A 16,925-nucleotide genomic window follows, 5' to 3' on the forward strand; every position below is an offset into this window, starting at 1 on the left:
CCAACCGTCCTGGTCCGACGTCAAACTGTCGCTGCGGCCTCGAGCGCTGCACGACCTGAGGTGCTCGCGAGCTTGCCCACCACGGGGCGAGGCGTTGCCGCCAGACCGCGAATCAGATCTGCCGCTTTCTCCGCGATCATCAGCGTCGGCGCGTTCGTATTGGAACTCACGATACGCGGCATCACCGACGAATCCGCGACACGCAGTCCAGCGATGCCGTGCACGCGCAATTGCGGATCGACAACCGACAGTTCGTCGATGCCCATCTTGCAGGTGCCAACCGGGTGGTAACCGGTGCGTCCGTACTGCTGTGCGTAGGTCTCGTACTCGGCTTGCGTGCGCACGCTGCCGCCGGGAAAGTGCTCGCTCCTGATGTATTTGCTCAGCGCCTTCTGACTCATGATTTCGCGGCTCTGACGAATCCCGTCGACGGCCACCTTCAGATCATATGGGTCACGGATATAGGCAGGATCGATGACCGGTGCGTCGGCGGGATCGGCACTGTGCAGCGTGACGCTGCCGCGGCTGCGCGGCCGCAGGAAATAGGAGTTCAGCGTGCAGCCCGAACCCGACGGCACCGGCGGCACGCCGGCCTCGACGCCTGCGCCGGGCAGGAAGTGAAACTGCAGGTCGGGCGTCGGTACGCTGCTGTCCGAATACCAGAAGGCGCCGCCTTCGGCGATGTTGGACGTGACCGGTCCCTTGTTGAAAAGTTTGTATTCGAGGCCGGCGAGCAGCATCATGTGCTTCTTCGAATACTTGTCCAGACTGTACGCGCCGTTCAACTCGTAGACGATGTCGATATCGAAGTGATCCTGCAGGTTCTGTCCGACACCGTTCAGCACATGTATGGGTTTCACGCCGGCGCGCTCCAGGTCTTCGGCGCGTCCGATGCCCGAGAGCATCAGCAGTTTCGGTGAACCAATCGCGCCAGCGGTCACGATCACTTCGCGTTCGGCACGCGCAATCGTCACATTCGAGCGATCGTCTCCCGGCGCAAATTCAACGCCGATTGCGCGGCCGTTTTCGACGACCACACGCGAAACGAGGCACCCGGTGCGCACCGTCAGATTCGGCCGCGAGCGAGCATCGCGCAGATAGCCGACCGCCGCGCTGCAGCGCTTGCCATTGCGTTGCGTGACCTGGTACACGCCCACGCCTTCCTGCTGTGCGCCATTGAAGTCGCTGTTGTGCGGCATGCCCGCTTCCTGCCCTGCCAGGACAAACGCCTTGGTCAATTCGTTGACGCTGATGAGATCCGACACGCCAAGCGGGCCACCCACGCCGTGATACTCGTTGCACAGACGTTCGTTGTCTTCCATGCGGCGCAAGTACGGCAGCACGCCATCGCGAAAGCCCCAGCCCGTGCAGCCGTCGCGCTCCCAGCCGTCATAGTCCGACGGCTGTCCACGCGTGTAGACCATGGCATTGATCGAGCCGCCACCGCCGAGCACGCGGCCCTGTGCGAACGGAATCTGCCGCCCTTGGGTTTCGGCCGCCGCAGCCGTGCGATAACCCCATGTCAAAGGACCGGACGTCATCTTGAAGAAGCCAACCGGCATGTGGATGTACGGATCCGTATCGGCCGGTCCGGCTTCGAGAAGCAGCACCCGGTTGCCCGCATCTTCGCTCAGACGCGCCGCCAGCGCGCAACCCGCGGCCCCGCCCCCTACGATCACATAGTCATACATTGCTGTCTCCGATACTGTTCTGCAGTCACGTTGCTGCGTGCGACTCCGTTATTCCTGACGCTTGTACAACGGCTCTTAACGGCCGTTTGATCGAGCCTGGCCGGATCAGCCGATCCAGCGCGGCCGATTGCCCAACTGGACATGAACCGACTTCAGTTCCGTGTATTCCTCGACCCCGTAGCGTCCCGTTTCACGACCGATACCCGACTGCTTGATGCCGCCAATCGGCATTTCCGGGCCGCCGGTGATGGTGCAGTTGACCCAGATGCGGCCAGCCTGCACCTCGCGGAAGCTCTTGATCGCACCTTGCAGATCGCGCGTCCAGATGCTGGCGGCAAGGCCGTACGGCACGCCGTTCGCAATCTGGATGGCCTGGTCGAAAGTATCGAACGACGTGACCGACAGCACCGGTCCGAAAATTTCTTCCTGCGCCAGCGCGCTGTGCGGCTCGACGTTGCGGAACATGGTGGGCTGGATAAAGAACCGCTCGCCCTCCTGGCTCGACGTGCCGCCATGCACCAGTTGCACGCCGTCGCGTTTGCCCGCTTCGATGAAACCGCAAATCTTGTCGAACTGACGCGCTTCGACAATCGCCCCGACATGGTTCGACGCATCAAGCGGATCGCCGACCCGCACCTTCTCGAGCACGCTCTTGACCCGCGCGACGAGTTCTTCTTCCACCGAGCGATGCACGACGAGCCGGCTGCCCGACACACAGCATTGGCCCGCGTTGAAGCAGATACCGAAGGCAATGGCGTCGGCGGCATCGGCGAGATCGGCGTCCGCGAACACGATTTGCGGATTTTTGCCGCCGAGTTCGAGTCCGACCTTCTTCATGTTACCGCCCGCTGCCGTCAACACCGAGCGGCCCACTGGCGTCGAGCCGGTGAACGACACCATGTCGACGTCCATGTGTTCCGCGAGTGCCTGACCCACCTTCGAGCCGAGCCCCGTCACCACGTTCACGACGCCGTCCGGCAGACCGGCTTCCGTGAGCAGCGCAGCGAGTTTGAGTGTCGTGGTGGAGGTAAGCTCGGCGGGTTTAACCACCGCTGTGCACCCCGCCGCCAGCACGAACGGCAGACGCTCGGACAGAATGAAAAAGGGGAAATTCCAGGGGGTGACGATACCCACCACGCCGACAGGCTGACGCACGACAAGGCCAAACATGTCGCTGCCCAGGTTGTCGTGCGAATCGCCGTGCGCAACCCGTGCAAGGCCGGCAGCGTATTCCCAGATGCCTGCCGCAGCGTTGACCTCGCCGCGCGACTGGCCGATCGGCTTGCCGCTTTCGAGGGTTTCCAGGTACGCGAGCGTCTCCACGTTTTCCCGGATGAGGCTCGCGGTTTTCAGGAGCACCGTCGAGCGCTGTTCACCCGACAGACGCGACCAGCGCCCGTCATCGAAGGCACGGCGCGCAGCAGCAACGGCCACGATCAGATCCTCGACCGACGCACGCGCCGTGGAGGTCACCGGCACGCCGTGGCCCGGACTCTTACGCGTCACGAATTCGCCAGCGGACGCGACGTAGTCCTTGCCGTCGATGAACATCGGCGTGCGCACAGGTTCCGACGGAAGACGAAGCGATGCTGCCAGTTCGTTCAGATTGCTCATTCCTGCCTCCAGTGTTTGCTCCCACGCGCGCCAACTGACGCATCGCAGGCGTAGGGCAATCGCTCAGCCGCCGCGATGCCCTTTACATTTTTGCGCCCCATTCTGCACCATCCGGTTACTTCCGGGCAATGCTTTTTTGGTCTATAGTCGGTGCCACGACGCGAAATCGGCAACGACCGTTCCCACTCATTTATTGCAGCGAAAATCCGTTATGACTCTTGCGAGCACGCCCCCCAGCCGGGCACTGAAAAACGCCGTCGCCGGCGCAGCGCAACCGCGTCAGCGCGACCCCGAAGTCACCAAGGCGCGCATTCTCGAGGCCGCTAAAAAAGAGTTCGCCAAGCTCGGCCTCGCCGGTGGCCGCGTCGAAGCCATCGCGACCCGTGCGAAAGCCAACAAGCGGATGATCTATCACTACTTCGGCAGCAAGGAGGAACTCTTTCAGGCCGTACTCGAAGATGCCTACGCCGACATCCGCCACGCCGAACAGAAGCTCAACCTCGAACACCTCTCGCCGGAAGACGCCCTCGTTGCGCTCACCACGCATACGTGGAACTACTACCTGAAGAATCCCGAGTTCATGACACTCGTCAACAGCGAGAACCTTCATAAGGCGCGTCACGTCAAGAATTCCGAACGGTTCAAGGAATTGCATCACGGCTTCATCTCGATGTTGCAAGGCATACTCGATCGCGGCGTCAAGGCACGCGTGTTTCGCACCGGTGTCGACGCCCGGCAACTGCACATCACAATGGCGGCCGTCGGCTACTACTATCTGACCAACCGCTTCACCAGCGGCGTGATATTCGACATCGACTTCATGAGCAAGGAGGCGTTGAAAAATCGTCTCGACTTCAACATCGAAACCGTTCTCCGGCTCGTGCGCGCCTGAATGCCGGCGCACGGATTGCCGGGCGCCGGCGCTTCGGATTGCGCGGCCGTTCATCAGGCCGCCTGTTCCCGCGGCTTGTCTGCACCGCCCCTGCTGCGGGCGAGCAATGCGTCGTCGACCAGCGGACGAAAGCCCATCCGCGCAAGCACATCCCGTTCGATATCGACACCTTCGGACACTTCGATCAGCCGAACGCCGTTTTCTTCCAGCCTGAAAACGGCACGCTCCGTCACGTACAGCACTTCCTGCTTCGCGATACGCGCCTGCACGCCACTGAACGTGATGTGCTGAACGCGCTCGACGAGCTTCGGCACACTGCCCGGCGACACGATAGTCAGCCCCTCGCCGACCTGCTCGACCTGCAGACCTTTCGCTTCGAAACTGCCGCAGAAAACGATCTTGCGGGCGCCTTGCGTGATGTCGATAAAGCCGCCGGGCCCCACCACGGTGGAACCCAGTTTCGAGACGTTGATGTTCCCATCGCCGTCCATCTCTCCCATGCCGAGGAACGAGATATCGACGCCGCCGCCACTGTAGAAATCGAATTGATCGACGCTTGAGAGGATCGCGTCCGCGTTGCGCGCGGAGCCGAACATCGGGCCATCGACCATCGCGCCGTTGTGAATGCCCTGCTCGACCGTTCCCCAGAATGTGCCGAGGCGCCCCGCCTGCGCGAGCAATCCAGGAATACCTCCGGGGATGCCGAAACCGAAATTCGCCGAATGCCCAGCATGCAATTCATGCGAAGCGCGCGCCGCGATGATGCGACGAATGCCGGTCGGCACTTCATAAAAGCCGTCAGCGATCGTTCCGAGCGATTCGCCGCTCAGCGCGGGGTCGTAATCCGCGATAGCACACTGCGGCGCTGCTGGCGTCTCGACGAGCGTGTCAACCAGTACACCCGGAATACGCACCAGTCGCGCCGGCACGTGGCCTGCCGGCTCGCGCTCCCTCACCTGCACGATCACATGACCGCCACTGTTGTGGGCAGCCAGAGCCGCTGCATATGTGTCGAGGTCGACGGGCTCACGACGCAACGTGACATTGCCCGCCGCATCCGCCGATGAACCACGCACGATCGCGAAATCGACCTTGAACGGCTTGTAGCGCAAATATTCACGCCCATCGAGTTCGACCAGCTCAACGAGATCCTCGGTTGCGCGTGCATTGATTTTGCCGCCGTCGATACGCGGATCGACAAACGTACGCAGCCCGACGTGCGTGACGAGCCCCGGCCGTCCCGCTCCGATCTCGCGCAACAGCGTGGAGATTGCGCCTGCGGGAAAGCTATACGCTTCGAACGCATTCTCTTTGGCCAGTTGCTGCATGGCTGGCGACCAGCTCCAGTGCCCGCCGATGACGCGCCGCACCATCCCCGGATGAGCGAAGCGGCCAAGACCGCTGCCCTTGCCGTCGCCGATTCCGAGCGCGTGCACCACCGTCAGATCGCGCGGATGGCCAGTCTCGAGGAAGCGCTGCTCCAGTTTCGCGAGCACGGCGTCCGGCTCGAGCATCCCGCCGCCGTTACTGGCCAGCGCGATTGTCGCCCCATCGAAGATCTGCTCGACCGCCTCTTCGGCTTGCATCCAGTTTTTCAAACTACCCTCCAGTCCGATCGGCCACAAAGCTCGTTGACATCGGTGATTCGTTGGTTTTAAATAACCATCCAGATGGTTACTTGTTGCCAATGTTGGCACAGGAAATCACGTAATTCAAGCGGTGATACGCGACGCTCGGGTTTACCTGCACAGCACAAACCAGGCACAAAACAGGTGCCGATCATGAGGACGGAGACAGCATGAAACTCTCGGAAACGCATCAGCAGATTCGTGAAACCACCCGGCGCTTCGCACAGGAAGTGATCCGCCCCATCGCGGAGGAACTCGACCGCGAAGAGCGCTTCCCGGCGGAGATCTACGCGCAGATGGGCGAGTTGGGACTGTTCGGCATCACCGTGCCGGAAGAATTCGGCGGCGCCGGACTCGACGTCACGGCATATGCGCTCGTGATGGAAGAACTGTCGCGCGGTTACGCGTCCGTAGCGGACCAGTGCGGGCTGCTCGAACTGGTCGGCACCCTTCTTTCCGTCCACGGCACCGACGAGCAGCGCGCGACCTACATGGCGCCATTGCTGCGCGCGAAACTAAGGCCGGCGTATTGCATCACCGAGGCCGACGCAGGCACCGACGTCTCCGGCATCCGCACCACCGCGACGCGCACGAGTGAGGGCTGGGAACTCAACGGCGCAAAGCTCTGGATTCACAACGCGCCGGTTGCCGACGTGGCATTCGTACTCGCCCGGACCGATCCTTCGGCAGGCAAGCGTGGGATGAGTATCTTCATCGTGGACTGTTCATTGACGGGTGTATCGAAAGGCCCCAAGGAGCACAAGATGGGGCAGCGAGCGTCGCAGGTGGGCGAATTGAATTTCGACCGGGTGAAGTTGCCGCGTGACGCGCTGCTCGGCACGGAAGGCCGTGGCTTTCACATGATGATGAGCGCGCTCGACAAGGGCCGTGTGGGGATCGCTTCGCTGGCGGTAGGCATCGCGCAGGCAGGGCTCGAAGCGGCGCTCGAATACGCGCAAACGCGCAAACAGTTCGGCAGTCATATCGCCGAGCTACAGGGCATTCAATGGATGCTCGCGGATATGGCGACGGATATTCAGGCCGCGCGCCTGCTCGTCCTCGACGCCGCCGAACGGCTCGAATCGGGCGACCGCGCGAGCATTGCCTGTTCAATGGCAAAGTGCTTTGCGGGCGACACCGCCGTCAAGCACAGCGCGAACGCCGTGCAGATTTTCGGTGGCAGCGGCTACATTCGCGGCTACGAAGTCGAGCGCCTATATCGCGACGCCAAGATCACGCAGATCTACGAAGGCACCAACCAGATCCAGCGCACGATCGTTGCACGCGATCTGCTCGCCAACGGAGCCGCGTTATGAGCGCGCGTCCCATCGCTCTTGTGACGGGCAGCCGGCGTGGCATCGGGCGCGCGATCGCGATCGAACTCGGTCGCGCCGGTTTCGACATTGCGCTGACCGATGCCGTAGCGTCGGACGAGCTCGACGGTGCCGTGAGCGAAGTTCAGAAGACCGGCGCTCGTGCGATCGCGACACTCTCCGACCTCGCCGATATCGATTCGCATCCGTCAACGTTGCGCGCCATCGAAGCTGCTCTCGACGGTCAGATCGACTGCCTCGTGAACAACGCAGGCGTTTCCGTGATGTCGCGCGGCGACCTGCTCGACGTCACGCCGGAAAGTTTCGACCGCTGTGTTGCCGTGAATACGCGTGGCACGTTCTTTCTCATGCAGGCATTCGCGAAACATTGCCTCGCGCGTCAGGTCGCCCCGGTAGCTCCGCATCCGTCGATCATCACGATCACGTCGTCCAATGCGATCGCAGCCTCGCCTTTACGCAGTGAATATTGCGTATCCAAGGCAGGCCTGTCGATGGCGAACACGCTCTTCTCGCTGCGTCTCGCCGACCACGGTATCAGCGTGTATGAAGTGCAGCCCGGTTTGATCGAGACAGAAATGACCGCGCCGTCCCGCGCGCGCTACGACACGCAGATCGAGCAGGGACTGACCGCCATCAAACGCTGGGGCACACCGCAGGAAGTCGCAACCACCGTACGCACGCTTGCCACCGGCGGCCTCCCCTACAGCGTCGGCCAGGCAATCCGTGTCGACGGCGGCCTGCTCGTCACCAAATATTGAGCTACCTATGAACCTGTCAATCAGACTGCCGGCCGCGTCCGGCGCATTGGAAACGTATCTCGTGCAGGGCACGCCACTCGAGGTGCGGCCACCTGCGCGCGACTTCAACCGCATTGCGTACTCGGCCGCGCACGTGGTGGCCGATCCGCTGCGCGCGGGTGAACTGAACGCCGCGCCCGCCATCGACTGGGACCGCACGATTGCTTATCGCCGCTATCTGCTCGAACAGGGGCTAGGCATCGCGGAGGCCATGGACACTGCGCAGCGCGGCATGGGACTGCCATGGAGCACGGCACTTGAACTGATCACGCGCAGCATCGAAGGCACGCGGGATATTGCCGGGGCGGCTATCGCTTCCGGTTGCGGCACTGACCACATCACGCCGGCTTCGGTAACGAATTGCGATCAGGTGATCCGCGCGTATGCGGAGCAACTCGAAGCCGTACAACGCGTAGGCGGACGTGTGATCCTGATGGCGAGCCGCGCGCTCGCGAAAGTCGCCCGCTCACCGGACGACTACCGTCGCGTCTATCGCGAAGTACTCGCCATGTGCGATCAACCGGTGATCCTCCACTGGCTCGGCGACATGTTCGACCCCGAACTCGCGGGCTACTGGGGCGCAAGCGCATTTCCAGATGCAGCCGAAGTGTGCCTCGACATCATCGAGGCCAACGCGGCCAAGGTGGATGGCATCAAGATCTCATTGCTCGATGAGCAGAAGGAGATCACGTTCCGCCGTCGTCTGCCGCAAAGCGTGAAGATGTACACCGGCGACGACTTCAACTATCCCGCGCTAATCGCCGGCGACGGCACCCATTTCTCGCATGCTCTCCTCGGCATTTTCGACGCCATTGCACCTGCGGCCTCTCAGGCGTTGGCGGCCCTCTCCGCAGGCGACGTCGCGACCTTCAACAGGTTGCTGGGGCCAACGGTACCGCTTTCGCGTCACATTTTTCGCGCACCCACGCAGTACTACAAGACGGGCGTGGTGTTCCTCGCCTACCTGAACGGCTTCCAGGATCACTTCTTCATGCCGGGCGGTCATCACGGTATGCGGCCACCCGCCTATCTTGCCGACGTGTTCCGCCTTGCCGACCAGGCCGGCCTGTTGCGCGATCCGGGAGATGCAGTCATCCGCATCCGCAAGGTCATGGCGCCACTAGGATGCGGAAACTGATCATGGCCCGATCTGGGGGACCCGTACGGCACATCGTGTTTTGCCGGTTCCGGCACGAAGTGACGCCGACAGGCCGCCTTGCGTTCTTCGAGCAGATCCGGCGACTGACGGAAGTACCCGGCATTGCGTTTGACAACTTTCAATGCGGGCCCAATGTGTCGCCGGAAGGCTATAGCATGTCGTTCTCCGACGGCTTCATGATGGATTTCGCGAGCCGCGACGACTGCTTCGCCTACCTGGCGCACCCCACGCATCAAGCCATTGGGGCATCTTCTCGATGCACTCGAAGACGGCGCGCAAGGCTTGCTCGTGTTCGATATCGATCTGGAAACTCATGAGAAACCTTCAGGGAAGACTCGACCTGTGCTCCATCAATACCGCAACGCTGGGCCATCGGGAGCCGCTCAGTCGCACGATTGAGCGCATTGCGCGAGCTGGCTTTGGCGGGATAGCGCCATGGCGTCGCGAGGTAGAGGAAGGCGACGTCGCGCTGTTTGCGCGGCAGATCAAAGCGCTCGATCTGACCGTCACCGGCTACTGCCGCTCGACCTATCTGCCCGCTGCGACTTCAGCCGAATTCAATGCGAATGTCGAATCAAACCGGGCTGCCTTGCATGATGCGGCCGTGCTCGGAGCACGTTGCTTTGTGATGGTGGTCGGTGGAATCGTGCCCGGGAGCCGCGATCTGGAAGGTGCACGGGCCCAGGTCATTGACGGAATATCCATGCTGATGGAGACAGCGCGTGACTGCGGCGTGCCGCTCGCACTCGAGCCTCTTCATCCGATGTATGCGGCCAATCGCGCCGTGGTCAACACCGTCGCGCAGGCTCTGACTATTTGTGAAACCGTGGACCCGGACCGCACAGGGCTGGTCGGCATTGCGGTTGACATTTACCACTGCTGGTGGGATCCCGAATTGACGGCGTCGATCGCGGCGGCCGGGCAGGCGGGACGCCTCATGGCTTACCATGTCTGCGACTGGTTGCACGAAACAGGTGACATGCTGCTCGATCGCGGAATGATGGGTGACGGTGTCGTCGATCTACCGGCGGTGCGGTCCTGTGTCGAGCGCGCCGGATATGACGGCCTGGTCGAAACCGAGATCTTTTCGGCGCAAAACTGGTGGCGACGTGAGCCGGACGAAGTACTCGCCATCTGCGCCGAACGTCTTCAGACCGTTTGCTAACAGCGCCACGTTGAACGAAACGAATACACGGAGACAAAATGACTGAAAAGATTCGCTGGGGTGTACTAGGTGCCGCAAAGATCGCCGATAACTTTGTCGTGCCTGCTATCCAACGCTCGTCCAACGGCCGGGTGACCACCGTCGCCAGCCGCGACCATGAACGCGCGCAGGCATTCGCGAGCAGGCACGGCATTGAGCATGTGTCGGCGAGCTACGATGAGGTGATCGGAAGTCGCGACGTAGACGCGGTCTATATCCCGTTGCCCACGGCCAGCCATGTCGAATGGTGCAAGAAAGCCTTGCTCGGCGGAAAACACGTCCTGTGTGAAAAGCCGATCGCAATGAATGCTGGCGAGGTGCTCGATCTGATCGCCTTACGCGACAAAATGGCCCTGGTATGCGGCGAAGCATTCATGGTGGCGCATCATCCGCAGTGGGATTTTGTTCGCGAGAGCGTTGCTTCGGGGATGCTCGGCGAACTCGAACTGATCGAAGGATCGTTCACCTACTTCAACGACGACCCCAATGCGCTGAAAAATAATCTGTCACTCGGCGGTGGCGGAGTGCGCGATATCGGCGTGTACCCGGTCGTGACTACGCGTCTCGCGACAGGACGTGAACCGACCGGTGTGCATGCCGAGGTTCTGCTCGATCCCCGCTTCGGCACGGACCGGTTCGCGCGATGCACCGCTGACTTCACGGATTTCTCAATGACGTTCTACTGCGGCACCCAACTGTCGCGCCGGCAGCACATGATCTTTCACGGAACGAAAGGCTGGTTGAGCGTTGATGCCCCCTTCAATCCAGGCGTCTACGGTCCCGCTCAAATTCGCCATCGTTCGGACGAGACAGGTCAAACACGCACCATTGAGTTCGGCGATGTCGACCAATACCAACTTATGGTTGAAGATTTTTCGAGAGTGGTGCTCGGTCAGAAGGCGAATCTGGCTTTCACTCTTGAGAACTCGCTCGGCAATCAGCGCGTTATCGATCAGATACTTTTATGACGATTCAATCGATAATGCGCTCGACGCTAAGGTGTTCGCCGGCGGTTACACCGTAAAGTACATCTAGTCAGTATCCGCAACCGTTTCCCTGCGAAACATGCCACCTGGAAAATCGCCTTTATCGGTCGAACCCCATGGGAAAGGTGCTCGCGCACGCCGAGAGACAGCAGATGGCCGCGTCGTGACCGTTCGGTTGCGACTGCGAGGCCGATGCCGCGCTTGCCGCCGGAAATCATCGCTCCTTTCTTGCTTGAAAACTCCGTTGCCGTAGTGCGCTAGAAGCCGGCGTCGATGACGATTTTCGTGCCGTCGCTGAAACGGTTGAGCCGGAACGCGTTGGGATCGACGAGTGGGGTGTCGTTGGCTACGAGATCGGCTATCAGCTTGCCCGCCGCCGGACCAATACCGAATCCATGTCCGGAAAAGCCCGTGCCGATGAACATGCCTGGCACCGTATCGACGCCGGAGATCACAGGAATCGCGTCGGGCGTGACGTCCATATTGCCCGCCCAGCGCTGCGCCACGCGCGCGTTCGACAGATGCGGAAAGACCTTCGTGAATTCACGCAAGCCCGCATCCGTGTATTCGCTGATCGGCGCTGGATCGAGTGTTCGAACCTGTTCGAACACGGTAGGCCGGTCCAACGCCCAGCGCCGCGGACGGCGCAACTCTTCGAAGAACCGCTCGCCAATCCCGATTCGCAACGAGCCAATCTGACTCTTCAGCGCTTCGATGTATTTGAAAAACAGCCGGAACGAGTCCGGTGTGAGATCGCTATAGGTGCGAAAGCCGGCGGCAATCGTATAGCCACCGTCGGCGCGTTTGCGAAACGCGAAACGCTTGTCGCTCGCGCTGCAGGTCGGGCCGCCTTCAAGGGGCTCGGTGCGCAGCACCGACGCCTTCACCATCAACTGCGGAATGTCCACGTCGAGGTTGCCGCAAAAGAGCCGCGACCACGCGCCACCCGCCACGACCACGCTGTCGCAGCGGATCGTGCCATGTTCGGTGACCACGGCGCTGACGCGTCCCCCGCTCGTTTCGATGCCGCGCGCAGCGCACGGTGTCAGGATCTTGACGCCACGCTTGCGCAACGCATTGGCGATCGCGGGCGCGGCTTGCTGCGGTTCGGCACGGGCGTCACCCGGCGTGTAGAGACCGCCTTTGAATTTCCGCGACGAACCAGGCAACAGACTAGCGACCTCCTTGCCCTCCACTTCGCGCGTGTCGAAAGCATCACCCGCCAGATTGCGCGCCTTGTCCAGCCATACGCGATGCTTTTCCATCGCGTCGTCCTCGGCGGTCATATAGAGAATGCCGCATTGAGTGAAACCGGTATTGATACCGAGCTTCGCATCGAGATTGCGCCACAGCTTCAGGCTCTCGATACTCAACTGAAATTCGCGCATGTCGCGATGCGTGACGCGTACCCAGCCCCAGTTGCGGCTCGACTGCTCACCGCCGATATGACCTTTCTCGCACAGCGCAACCTGCAAGCCTTTTTCGCTCAGATAAAGGGCCGTGCTCACCCCGATAATGCCGCCACCGATAACGACGACATCGACTTGCGCGGGCAAGCTGGTGTCGTCGGCGACTGTGTCAACTTTGGGTCCCATAGTGGATATCCTGCCCGTGAAGACTAGTTATGTTGATCGGCGATGCCGGTCGCGGCCGATGCCCCGCTGGCTTGTGCATCGCGCTGACGGCGTGAGTTGGATTTCGCGTGGCCGCGCGTCGGATTTGAATGCCGGTTGGTCCAGCGGTCGATGTGATTGATCGCGTGCGTGAGCGGTATCGTGACGAGCAGATAGACGACGCCCGCCGCGACGAGCGGCGACAGGTTCGCGGTATTCACCGAGGCATTCTGGCCGATCGTGAACAGATCGCGCTGCGACGTCAGCAGACCGAGGAAGTAGACGAGACTCGAATCCTTGACGATAGAAATGAACTGGTTGGCGAGCGCGGGCAGGATGCGTCGGACGCCTTGCGGGACGATCACGTGACGCATGCCACTCCAGTACGTCATGCCGAGCGCCTGACAGGCGGACAGTTGCCCGCGCCCGACGCTCTGAATGCCCGAGCGGAAAATCTCGGCGATATACGCGGACGAAATCAGCCCGAGCGCGACGATGGCGAGCGGATATGGATTCGGCCCGAACAGCGCCAGCCCTAACGGCGCGAGCCCCTGCCCCACCAGCAGAATCACCAGGGCAGCGGGCAGGCCGCGAAAGACGTCGATGAATACCTGGGCGGGCAACATCAGCCAGCGCGTGTGCGATACCGCCATCAACGCGAGCACCATACCCACGACGATGCCCAGCACGGTAGAAAACACCGACAGCACAAGCGTGTTGACGAGGCCCGTGCACAGCAACGATGGCATCGACGACGTCAGCAACGGCCAGTCGAGAAAGTTTTGCAAGAAAGCATTCATGATGCGGTCCTGGTTGAGCGGCAGCAGGCGGCCACCAGTCGTCGGGCAACCTGACCCAGGTTGCCGGGCTTCGGTAGCGCCACCCTAGCTACCGCTCTTCATTGCGTACGGCGGCAGGCTCGCGGGCTTCGGATAACCCGGATGGAATTGCAGATACAGCCGGGTCCACGTGCCGTCGGCGACCAGTTCGTCGATGGTCTTGTTAACCGCCGCTTCGAGCTTCGCATTGCCCTTGTGGATCGGGAAACCGGCCGGCAGATTGACGGCGGAGATATCCAGCTTGTCGGCGATGTTCATCTGCGGGTACTTGCCTTGCAGCCCTTCGACCAGTGTTTTATCCACGAAGTAACCGTCGATATATTTCGAGCGCATCGCCAGGAAGCCTGCATTCAGATTCGGAAAGCGCACGATCTGCGCGCCCGGCAGATAGCTGTCCGAATACGTGTCCTCGATCGTGCCTTGCACGACACCAATGCGTTTGCCCTTTACCGAGGCCGGATCGCTGGTGATCGTGCTATCGGGCAAGGTTGCAACGCTCAGCAGCCCGGTCAGATAGCCCTCCGAGAAATCGACCATCTTCAGCCGTTCCTTCGTGATCGAAATGGACCCGGCTGCCAGATCGATCTGCTGGTTTGACACGCCTGGCAGCAGTCCGCTGAAATCCTGCGCGCGGAATTCGGCGCTCAGGCCGAGCTTCGTTGCAATCGCACGCAACAGCTCGACGTCGAAACCCGTCATTTTGCCGTTGTCGATATACGAATACGGCTTGTTGTTCGCATCGACGCCGGCGACCAGTTTGCCCGGCGTCAGCGTGCCGACATCGTCGGCGCGGGCGACGCCTGTCAACGTAAGCGATAGCGGCACGACTACTGCAATGAGGCTGAGAAGATGGCGAATGCGCATGAGGGTGCTCCGTCGAGAGGGCTTGCGATGGAATGAATGATGTACGTTAGGGGGAAAGTTCAGCCGGTCAGGCGTTTAGTGGAGAATCCTGGAAAGAAAATCGCGGGCGCGCGCGGAGCGCGGCCGGTCGAAAAAGGCATCCTTGCTGTCGTCCTCGATAATCGCGCCCTGATCCATAAAGACGACGCGATCGGCCACCCGGCGCGCAAAACCCATCTCATGCGTCACACACAACATGGTCATGCCCTCTTGCGCGAGACCCGTCATCACGTCGAGGACTTCGTTGACCATCTCCGGATCGAGCGCCGAAGTGGGTTCGTCGAACAGCATGGCAACCGGATCCATCGACAACGCTCGCGCAATCGCGACGCGTTGTTGCTGACCGCCGGAAAGCTGCGAAGGAAACCTGTCTTCGTGTGCCCTCAGTCCCACGCGTTGCAGCAACGTGCGCGCTCTTTCCGAGGCCTCGTCCCGGCTGCGGTGCAACACGGTGACCTGCGCGAGCGTCAGGTTTTGACGGAGGTTCAGATGCGCAAACAGTTCGAAGTGCTGGAACACCATGCCAACCCGTGCGCGCAACTTTTGCAGTCTGGCATGGGGGGCCGCGACGGACGTGCCGTCCACCACGATCTCGCCTTGCTGAACCGGTTCGAGTCCGTTGACCGTTTTAATAAGCGTTGACTTGCCGGAGCCGGACGGCCCACAGATCACCACCACTTCGCCGCGACCGATCTCAGTCGAACAGTCGGTCAGCACGCGGTGCTCGCCATACCACTTCGAAACATTGCGCATTGAAATCATCAGCAACTCCCATGGACCTTGAATGATTCGTTGTCCGAACTGCATTCGGCACTGTCTGGCGCGACCTCACGAGAGCGCCGCGCGCACGCGACCGCTCCAGAAATCGTCGAACGTGTAGAGCGCGGTGCCGACCGGCACGCTCAGACGGCTGGCGATGCGCGCCGGGCTCACAGGAAACGCTCCTTCGCCAAAGGCGCCCGGCAGCGGATCGAGTCCGAGCATGTGTCTGGCCACGCGTGTGCCGAGATAGCTCATCAACGCGACGCCATTACCGTTGCAGCCGAGCGCGTAATGAATGCCGTCCTGTGTGCCGATATGCGCGAGCCTGTCGCCCGTCATTGCGACATAACCCTTCCACGCGTGAGTAATGCGAACATCGCGCAACGCGGGCCACAGTTCGATCATCTTCGCGTGCAGCATCCGTGCAGCGTCGCGCTCGCCGACTTCACGGCAAGCCGGCCGGGAGCCGAACAGCATCCGCGTGCCGTCGGGCGAGGGCCGCGTGTAGAACAGGTTGCGTTTGGAGTCGCTGATCATCCGGCGGCCAGGGTTGAGCACGGCCATCAGGCCGACCGGCAACGGCTCCGTTGCAATCTGGTAGCTCGCGACGGGCAGCACGCGTCGCGAGAAGAAAGGCAGCAGGCGCCCCGTATAGCCATTGGTCGCGACCAGAACATGCTTTGCGTTGACCTTGCCCCTCGTGGCGTGAACCCGAAAGCCCGTGCCCGTGCGCTCGATCTCTTCGACGCCCGCATGCGAGTGCAGCGTCGCGCCGCTGCGTCGTGAGAGATCGCGCAGCGCGCGATGATATTTGGCCGTATGCAGGCCGCCATATTCGTCGACGAGAATGCCACCGTAGTAGTAGTCAGAGCCGATGATCGCGTGCTGTTCCGTGCGCGGCACGACGGTCACGGTGACGCCGGTCTTCTCGCGCAGCAGGTCACCCTGGCGGCGCAGGCGGTCGAAATGGCGCGGCGTGAAAGCGCCGAAAAAGCGGCCGGTGATCTGCAGGTCGGCGTCGAGCAACTCGTCGGCGACGAGACGCTTCAGATAGTCGAAGCTCGCCATCGATTCATGCATCAGACGTCCGAGGCGCTCCGCGGACACGCCGCGAATCGCATTGGTCAGGGCGAGCTTTTGTCCGCTCGACACCATGCCGCCGCTGCGCGTGCTGCCGCCTGCGCCTATCTCTTCGGCGTCGAGGACGGCCACACTGGCGCCGAGTCGCCCGGCCTGCACCGCTGCAGACAAGCCGCAATATCCGCTGCCCACAATCAGGACATCGACGCTTGCCGGCAACGCGTCGCGAGCGGTCTCCGGCGGTGCAGCATCCCACCAGTACGGAGTGACGCGAAAATCGGGGTCGAACAGGAGAGCATCGGAGCGCATCGTTCAGGGCCGGTGACAGGTTGAAGCCAGTCTAGGTTTGCGTCGGCTATCCGGTCAAATACGGCCAAAAACGCCTGCTATTCATTTTTGGTATGGCAAGCTAAAGATTAGATT

The 16,925-nt window shown here is 61.6% G+C and carries 15 protein-coding genes; 7 read left to right on the top strand and 8 right to left on the bottom strand.

Features of this window, described 5'->3' with window-relative positions:
• Positions 1 to 20 precede the first annotated feature (20 nt).
• Together ACZ9H4_RS19725 and ACZ9H4_RS19730 are read right to left on the bottom strand one after the other, a co-directional pair.
• Complete coding sequence (locus ACZ9H4_RS19725) at positions 21 to 1,691, bottom strand: GMC family oxidoreductase (RefSeq protein WP_476120423.1); 1,671 nt, start codon at positions 1,689 to 1,691, stop codon at positions 21 to 23.
• A gap of 105 nt (positions 1,692 to 1,796) precedes the next feature.
• Positions 1,797 to 3,305: an aldehyde dehydrogenase family protein gene (locus ACZ9H4_RS19730; RefSeq protein ID WP_476120425.1), complete on the bottom strand. Its 1,509-nt coding sequence runs from the start codon at positions 3,303 to 3,305 to the stop codon at positions 1,797 to 1,799.
• Positions 3,306 to 3,516: 211 nt separating this feature from the next.
• Between ACZ9H4_RS19730 and ACZ9H4_RS19735 the strand changes: the two genes are divergently transcribed.
• On the top strand, positions 3,517 to 4,197 hold the full coding sequence (locus tag ACZ9H4_RS19735; RefSeq protein ID WP_408153652.1) for a TetR/AcrR family transcriptional regulator: 681 nt from the start codon (positions 3,517 to 3,519) through the stop codon (positions 4,195 to 4,197).
• Between the two features lie 53 nt (positions 4,198 to 4,250).
• Here ACZ9H4_RS19735 and ACZ9H4_RS19740 read toward each other — a convergent pair whose 3' ends face one another.
• Positions 4,251 to 5,783 (bottom strand): acyl CoA:acetate/3-ketoacid CoA transferase, encoded by a 1,533-nt coding sequence (locus ACZ9H4_RS19740; RefSeq protein WP_476120800.1) that lies wholly within the window; start codon positions 5,781 to 5,783, stop codon positions 4,251 to 4,253.
• Positions 5,784 to 5,995: 212 nt separating this feature from the next.
• Between ACZ9H4_RS19740 and ACZ9H4_RS19745 the strand changes: the two genes are divergently transcribed.
• From ACZ9H4_RS19745 to ACZ9H4_RS19770, 6 genes are read left to right on the top strand one after another with little or no spacing between them, the layout of a single operon-like run.
• On the top strand, positions 5,996 to 7,141 hold the full coding sequence (locus ACZ9H4_RS19745) for an acyl-CoA dehydrogenase family protein (RefSeq protein ID WP_408153654.1): 1,146 nt from the start codon (positions 5,996 to 5,998) through the stop codon (positions 7,139 to 7,141).
• Positions 7,138 to 7,917: a 3-ketoacyl-ACP reductase gene (locus ACZ9H4_RS19750; RefSeq protein WP_408326140.1), complete on the top strand. Its 780-nt coding sequence runs from the start codon at positions 7,138 to 7,140 to the stop codon at positions 7,915 to 7,917. Before ACZ9H4_RS19745 ends, ACZ9H4_RS19750 begins: the two co-directional genes overlap by 4 nt.
• Positions 7,918 to 7,924: 7 nt before the next feature.
• Positions 7,925 to 9,094, top strand: a complete 1,170-nt coding sequence (locus ACZ9H4_RS19755) for a dihydrodipicolinate synthase family protein (RefSeq protein ID WP_408143683.1) — start codon at positions 7,925 to 7,927, stop codon at positions 9,092 to 9,094.
• Positions 9,095 to 9,096: 2 nt separating this feature from the next.
• Positions 9,097 to 9,432, top strand: coding sequence for a Dabb family protein (locus ACZ9H4_RS19760; RefSeq protein WP_476120802.1), 336 nt, complete (start codon positions 9,097 to 9,099; stop codon positions 9,430 to 9,432).
• A complete protein-coding gene (locus ACZ9H4_RS19765; protein WP_476120428.1) occupies positions 9,429 to 10,280 on the top strand; it encodes a sugar phosphate isomerase/epimerase family protein in 852 nt (283 codons plus the stop codon). Before ACZ9H4_RS19760 ends, ACZ9H4_RS19765 begins: the two co-directional genes overlap by 4 nt.
• Positions 10,281 to 10,318: 38 nt before the next feature.
• Positions 10,319 to 11,287, top strand: a complete 969-nt coding sequence (locus tag ACZ9H4_RS19770) for a Gfo/Idh/MocA family protein (RefSeq protein WP_476120430.1) — start codon at positions 10,319 to 10,321, stop codon at positions 11,285 to 11,287.
• A gap of 275 nt (positions 11,288 to 11,562) precedes the next feature.
• Here ACZ9H4_RS19770 and ACZ9H4_RS19775 read toward each other — a convergent pair whose 3' ends face one another.
• The 5 genes from ACZ9H4_RS19775 to ACZ9H4_RS19795 all read right to left on the bottom strand — a co-directional run bounded on the left by ACZ9H4_RS19775 (position 11,563) and on the right by ACZ9H4_RS19795 (position 16,811).
• Positions 11,563 to 12,900, bottom strand: coding sequence for an NAD(P)/FAD-dependent oxidoreductase (locus ACZ9H4_RS19775; RefSeq protein ID WP_476120433.1), 1,338 nt, complete (start codon positions 12,898 to 12,900; stop codon positions 11,563 to 11,565).
• A 23-nt stretch (positions 12,901 to 12,923) separates the two neighbouring features.
• The gene (locus tag ACZ9H4_RS19780; RefSeq protein ID WP_408326151.1) at positions 12,924 to 13,718 is read right to left on the bottom strand and encodes an amino acid ABC transporter permease; all 795 of its coding nucleotides are present in this window, start codon (positions 13,716 to 13,718) and stop codon (positions 12,924 to 12,926) included.
• Between the two features lie 84 nt (positions 13,719 to 13,802).
• The gene (locus ACZ9H4_RS19785) at positions 13,803 to 14,621 is read right to left on the bottom strand and encodes a substrate-binding periplasmic protein (RefSeq protein ID WP_408143694.1); all 819 of its coding nucleotides are present in this window, start codon (positions 14,619 to 14,621) and stop codon (positions 13,803 to 13,805) included.
• 75 nt (positions 14,622 to 14,696) lie between these two features.
• Positions 14,697 to 15,422: an amino acid ABC transporter ATP-binding protein gene (locus ACZ9H4_RS19790; protein WP_476120436.1), complete on the bottom strand. Its 726-nt coding sequence runs from the start codon at positions 15,420 to 15,422 to the stop codon at positions 14,697 to 14,699.
• Positions 15,423 to 15,488: 66 nt separating this feature from the next.
• Complete coding sequence (locus ACZ9H4_RS19795) at positions 15,489 to 16,811, bottom strand: NAD(P)/FAD-dependent oxidoreductase (protein WP_408153669.1); 1,323 nt, start codon at positions 16,809 to 16,811, stop codon at positions 15,489 to 15,491.
• Positions 16,812 to 16,925 lie beyond the last annotated feature (114 nt).

The organism is Paraburkholderia sp. TE9906 (genome assembly GCF_056279605.1).

What these genes read in the sequence shown, in the direction of transcription:
- ACZ9H4_RS19780 (WP_408326151.1), bottom strand. Translation starts at nt 13,718, where the DNA reads ATGAATGCTTTCTTGCAAAACTTTCTCGACTGGCCGTTGCTGACGTCG.
- ACZ9H4_RS19755 (WP_408143683.1), top strand. Translation starts at nt 7,925, where the DNA reads ATGAACCTGTCAATCAGACTGCCGGCCGCGTCCGGCGCATTGGAAACG.
- ACZ9H4_RS19725 (WP_476120423.1), bottom strand. Translation starts at nt 1,691, where the DNA reads ATGTATGACTATGTGATCGTAGGGGGCGGGGCCGCGGGTTGCGCGCTG.
- ACZ9H4_RS19775 (WP_476120433.1), bottom strand. Translation starts at nt 12,900, where the DNA reads ATGGGACCCAAAGTTGACACAGTCGCCGACGACACCAGCTTGCCCGCG.
- ACZ9H4_RS19790 (WP_476120436.1), bottom strand. Translation starts at nt 15,422, where the DNA reads ATGATTTCAATGCGCAATGTTTCGAAGTGGTATGGCGAGCACCGCGTG.
- ACZ9H4_RS19765 (WP_476120428.1), top strand. Translation starts at nt 9,429, where the DNA reads ATGAGAAACCTTCAGGGAAGACTCGACCTGTGCTCCATCAATACCGCA.
- ACZ9H4_RS19745 (WP_408153654.1), top strand. Translation starts at nt 5,996, where the DNA reads ATGAAACTCTCGGAAACGCATCAGCAGATTCGTGAAACCACCCGGCGC.
- ACZ9H4_RS19785 (WP_408143694.1), bottom strand. Translation starts at nt 14,621, where the DNA reads ATGCGCATTCGCCATCTTCTCAGCCTCATTGCAGTAGTCGTGCCGCTA.
- ACZ9H4_RS19770 (WP_476120430.1), top strand. Translation starts at nt 10,319, where the DNA reads ATGACTGAAAAGATTCGCTGGGGTGTACTAGGTGCCGCAAAGATCGCC.
- ACZ9H4_RS19735 (WP_408153652.1), top strand. Translation starts at nt 3,517, where the DNA reads ATGACTCTTGCGAGCACGCCCCCCAGCCGGGCACTGAAAAACGCCGTC.
- ACZ9H4_RS19760 (WP_476120802.1), top strand. Translation starts at nt 9,097, where the DNA reads ATGGCCCGATCTGGGGGACCCGTACGGCACATCGTGTTTTGCCGGTTC.
- ACZ9H4_RS19730 (WP_476120425.1), bottom strand. Translation starts at nt 3,305, where the DNA reads ATGAGCAATCTGAACGAACTGGCAGCATCGCTTCGTCTTCCGTCGGAA.
- ACZ9H4_RS19795 (WP_408153669.1), bottom strand. Translation starts at nt 16,811, where the DNA reads ATGCGCTCCGATGCTCTCCTGTTCGACCCCGATTTTCGCGTCACTCCG.
- ACZ9H4_RS19740 (WP_476120800.1), bottom strand. Translation starts at nt 5,783, where the DNA reads ATGCAAGCCGAAGAGGCGGTCGAGCAGATCTTCGATGGGGCGACAATC.
- ACZ9H4_RS19750 (WP_408326140.1), top strand. Translation starts at nt 7,138, where the DNA reads ATGAGCGCGCGTCCCATCGCTCTTGTGACGGGCAGCCGGCGTGGCATC.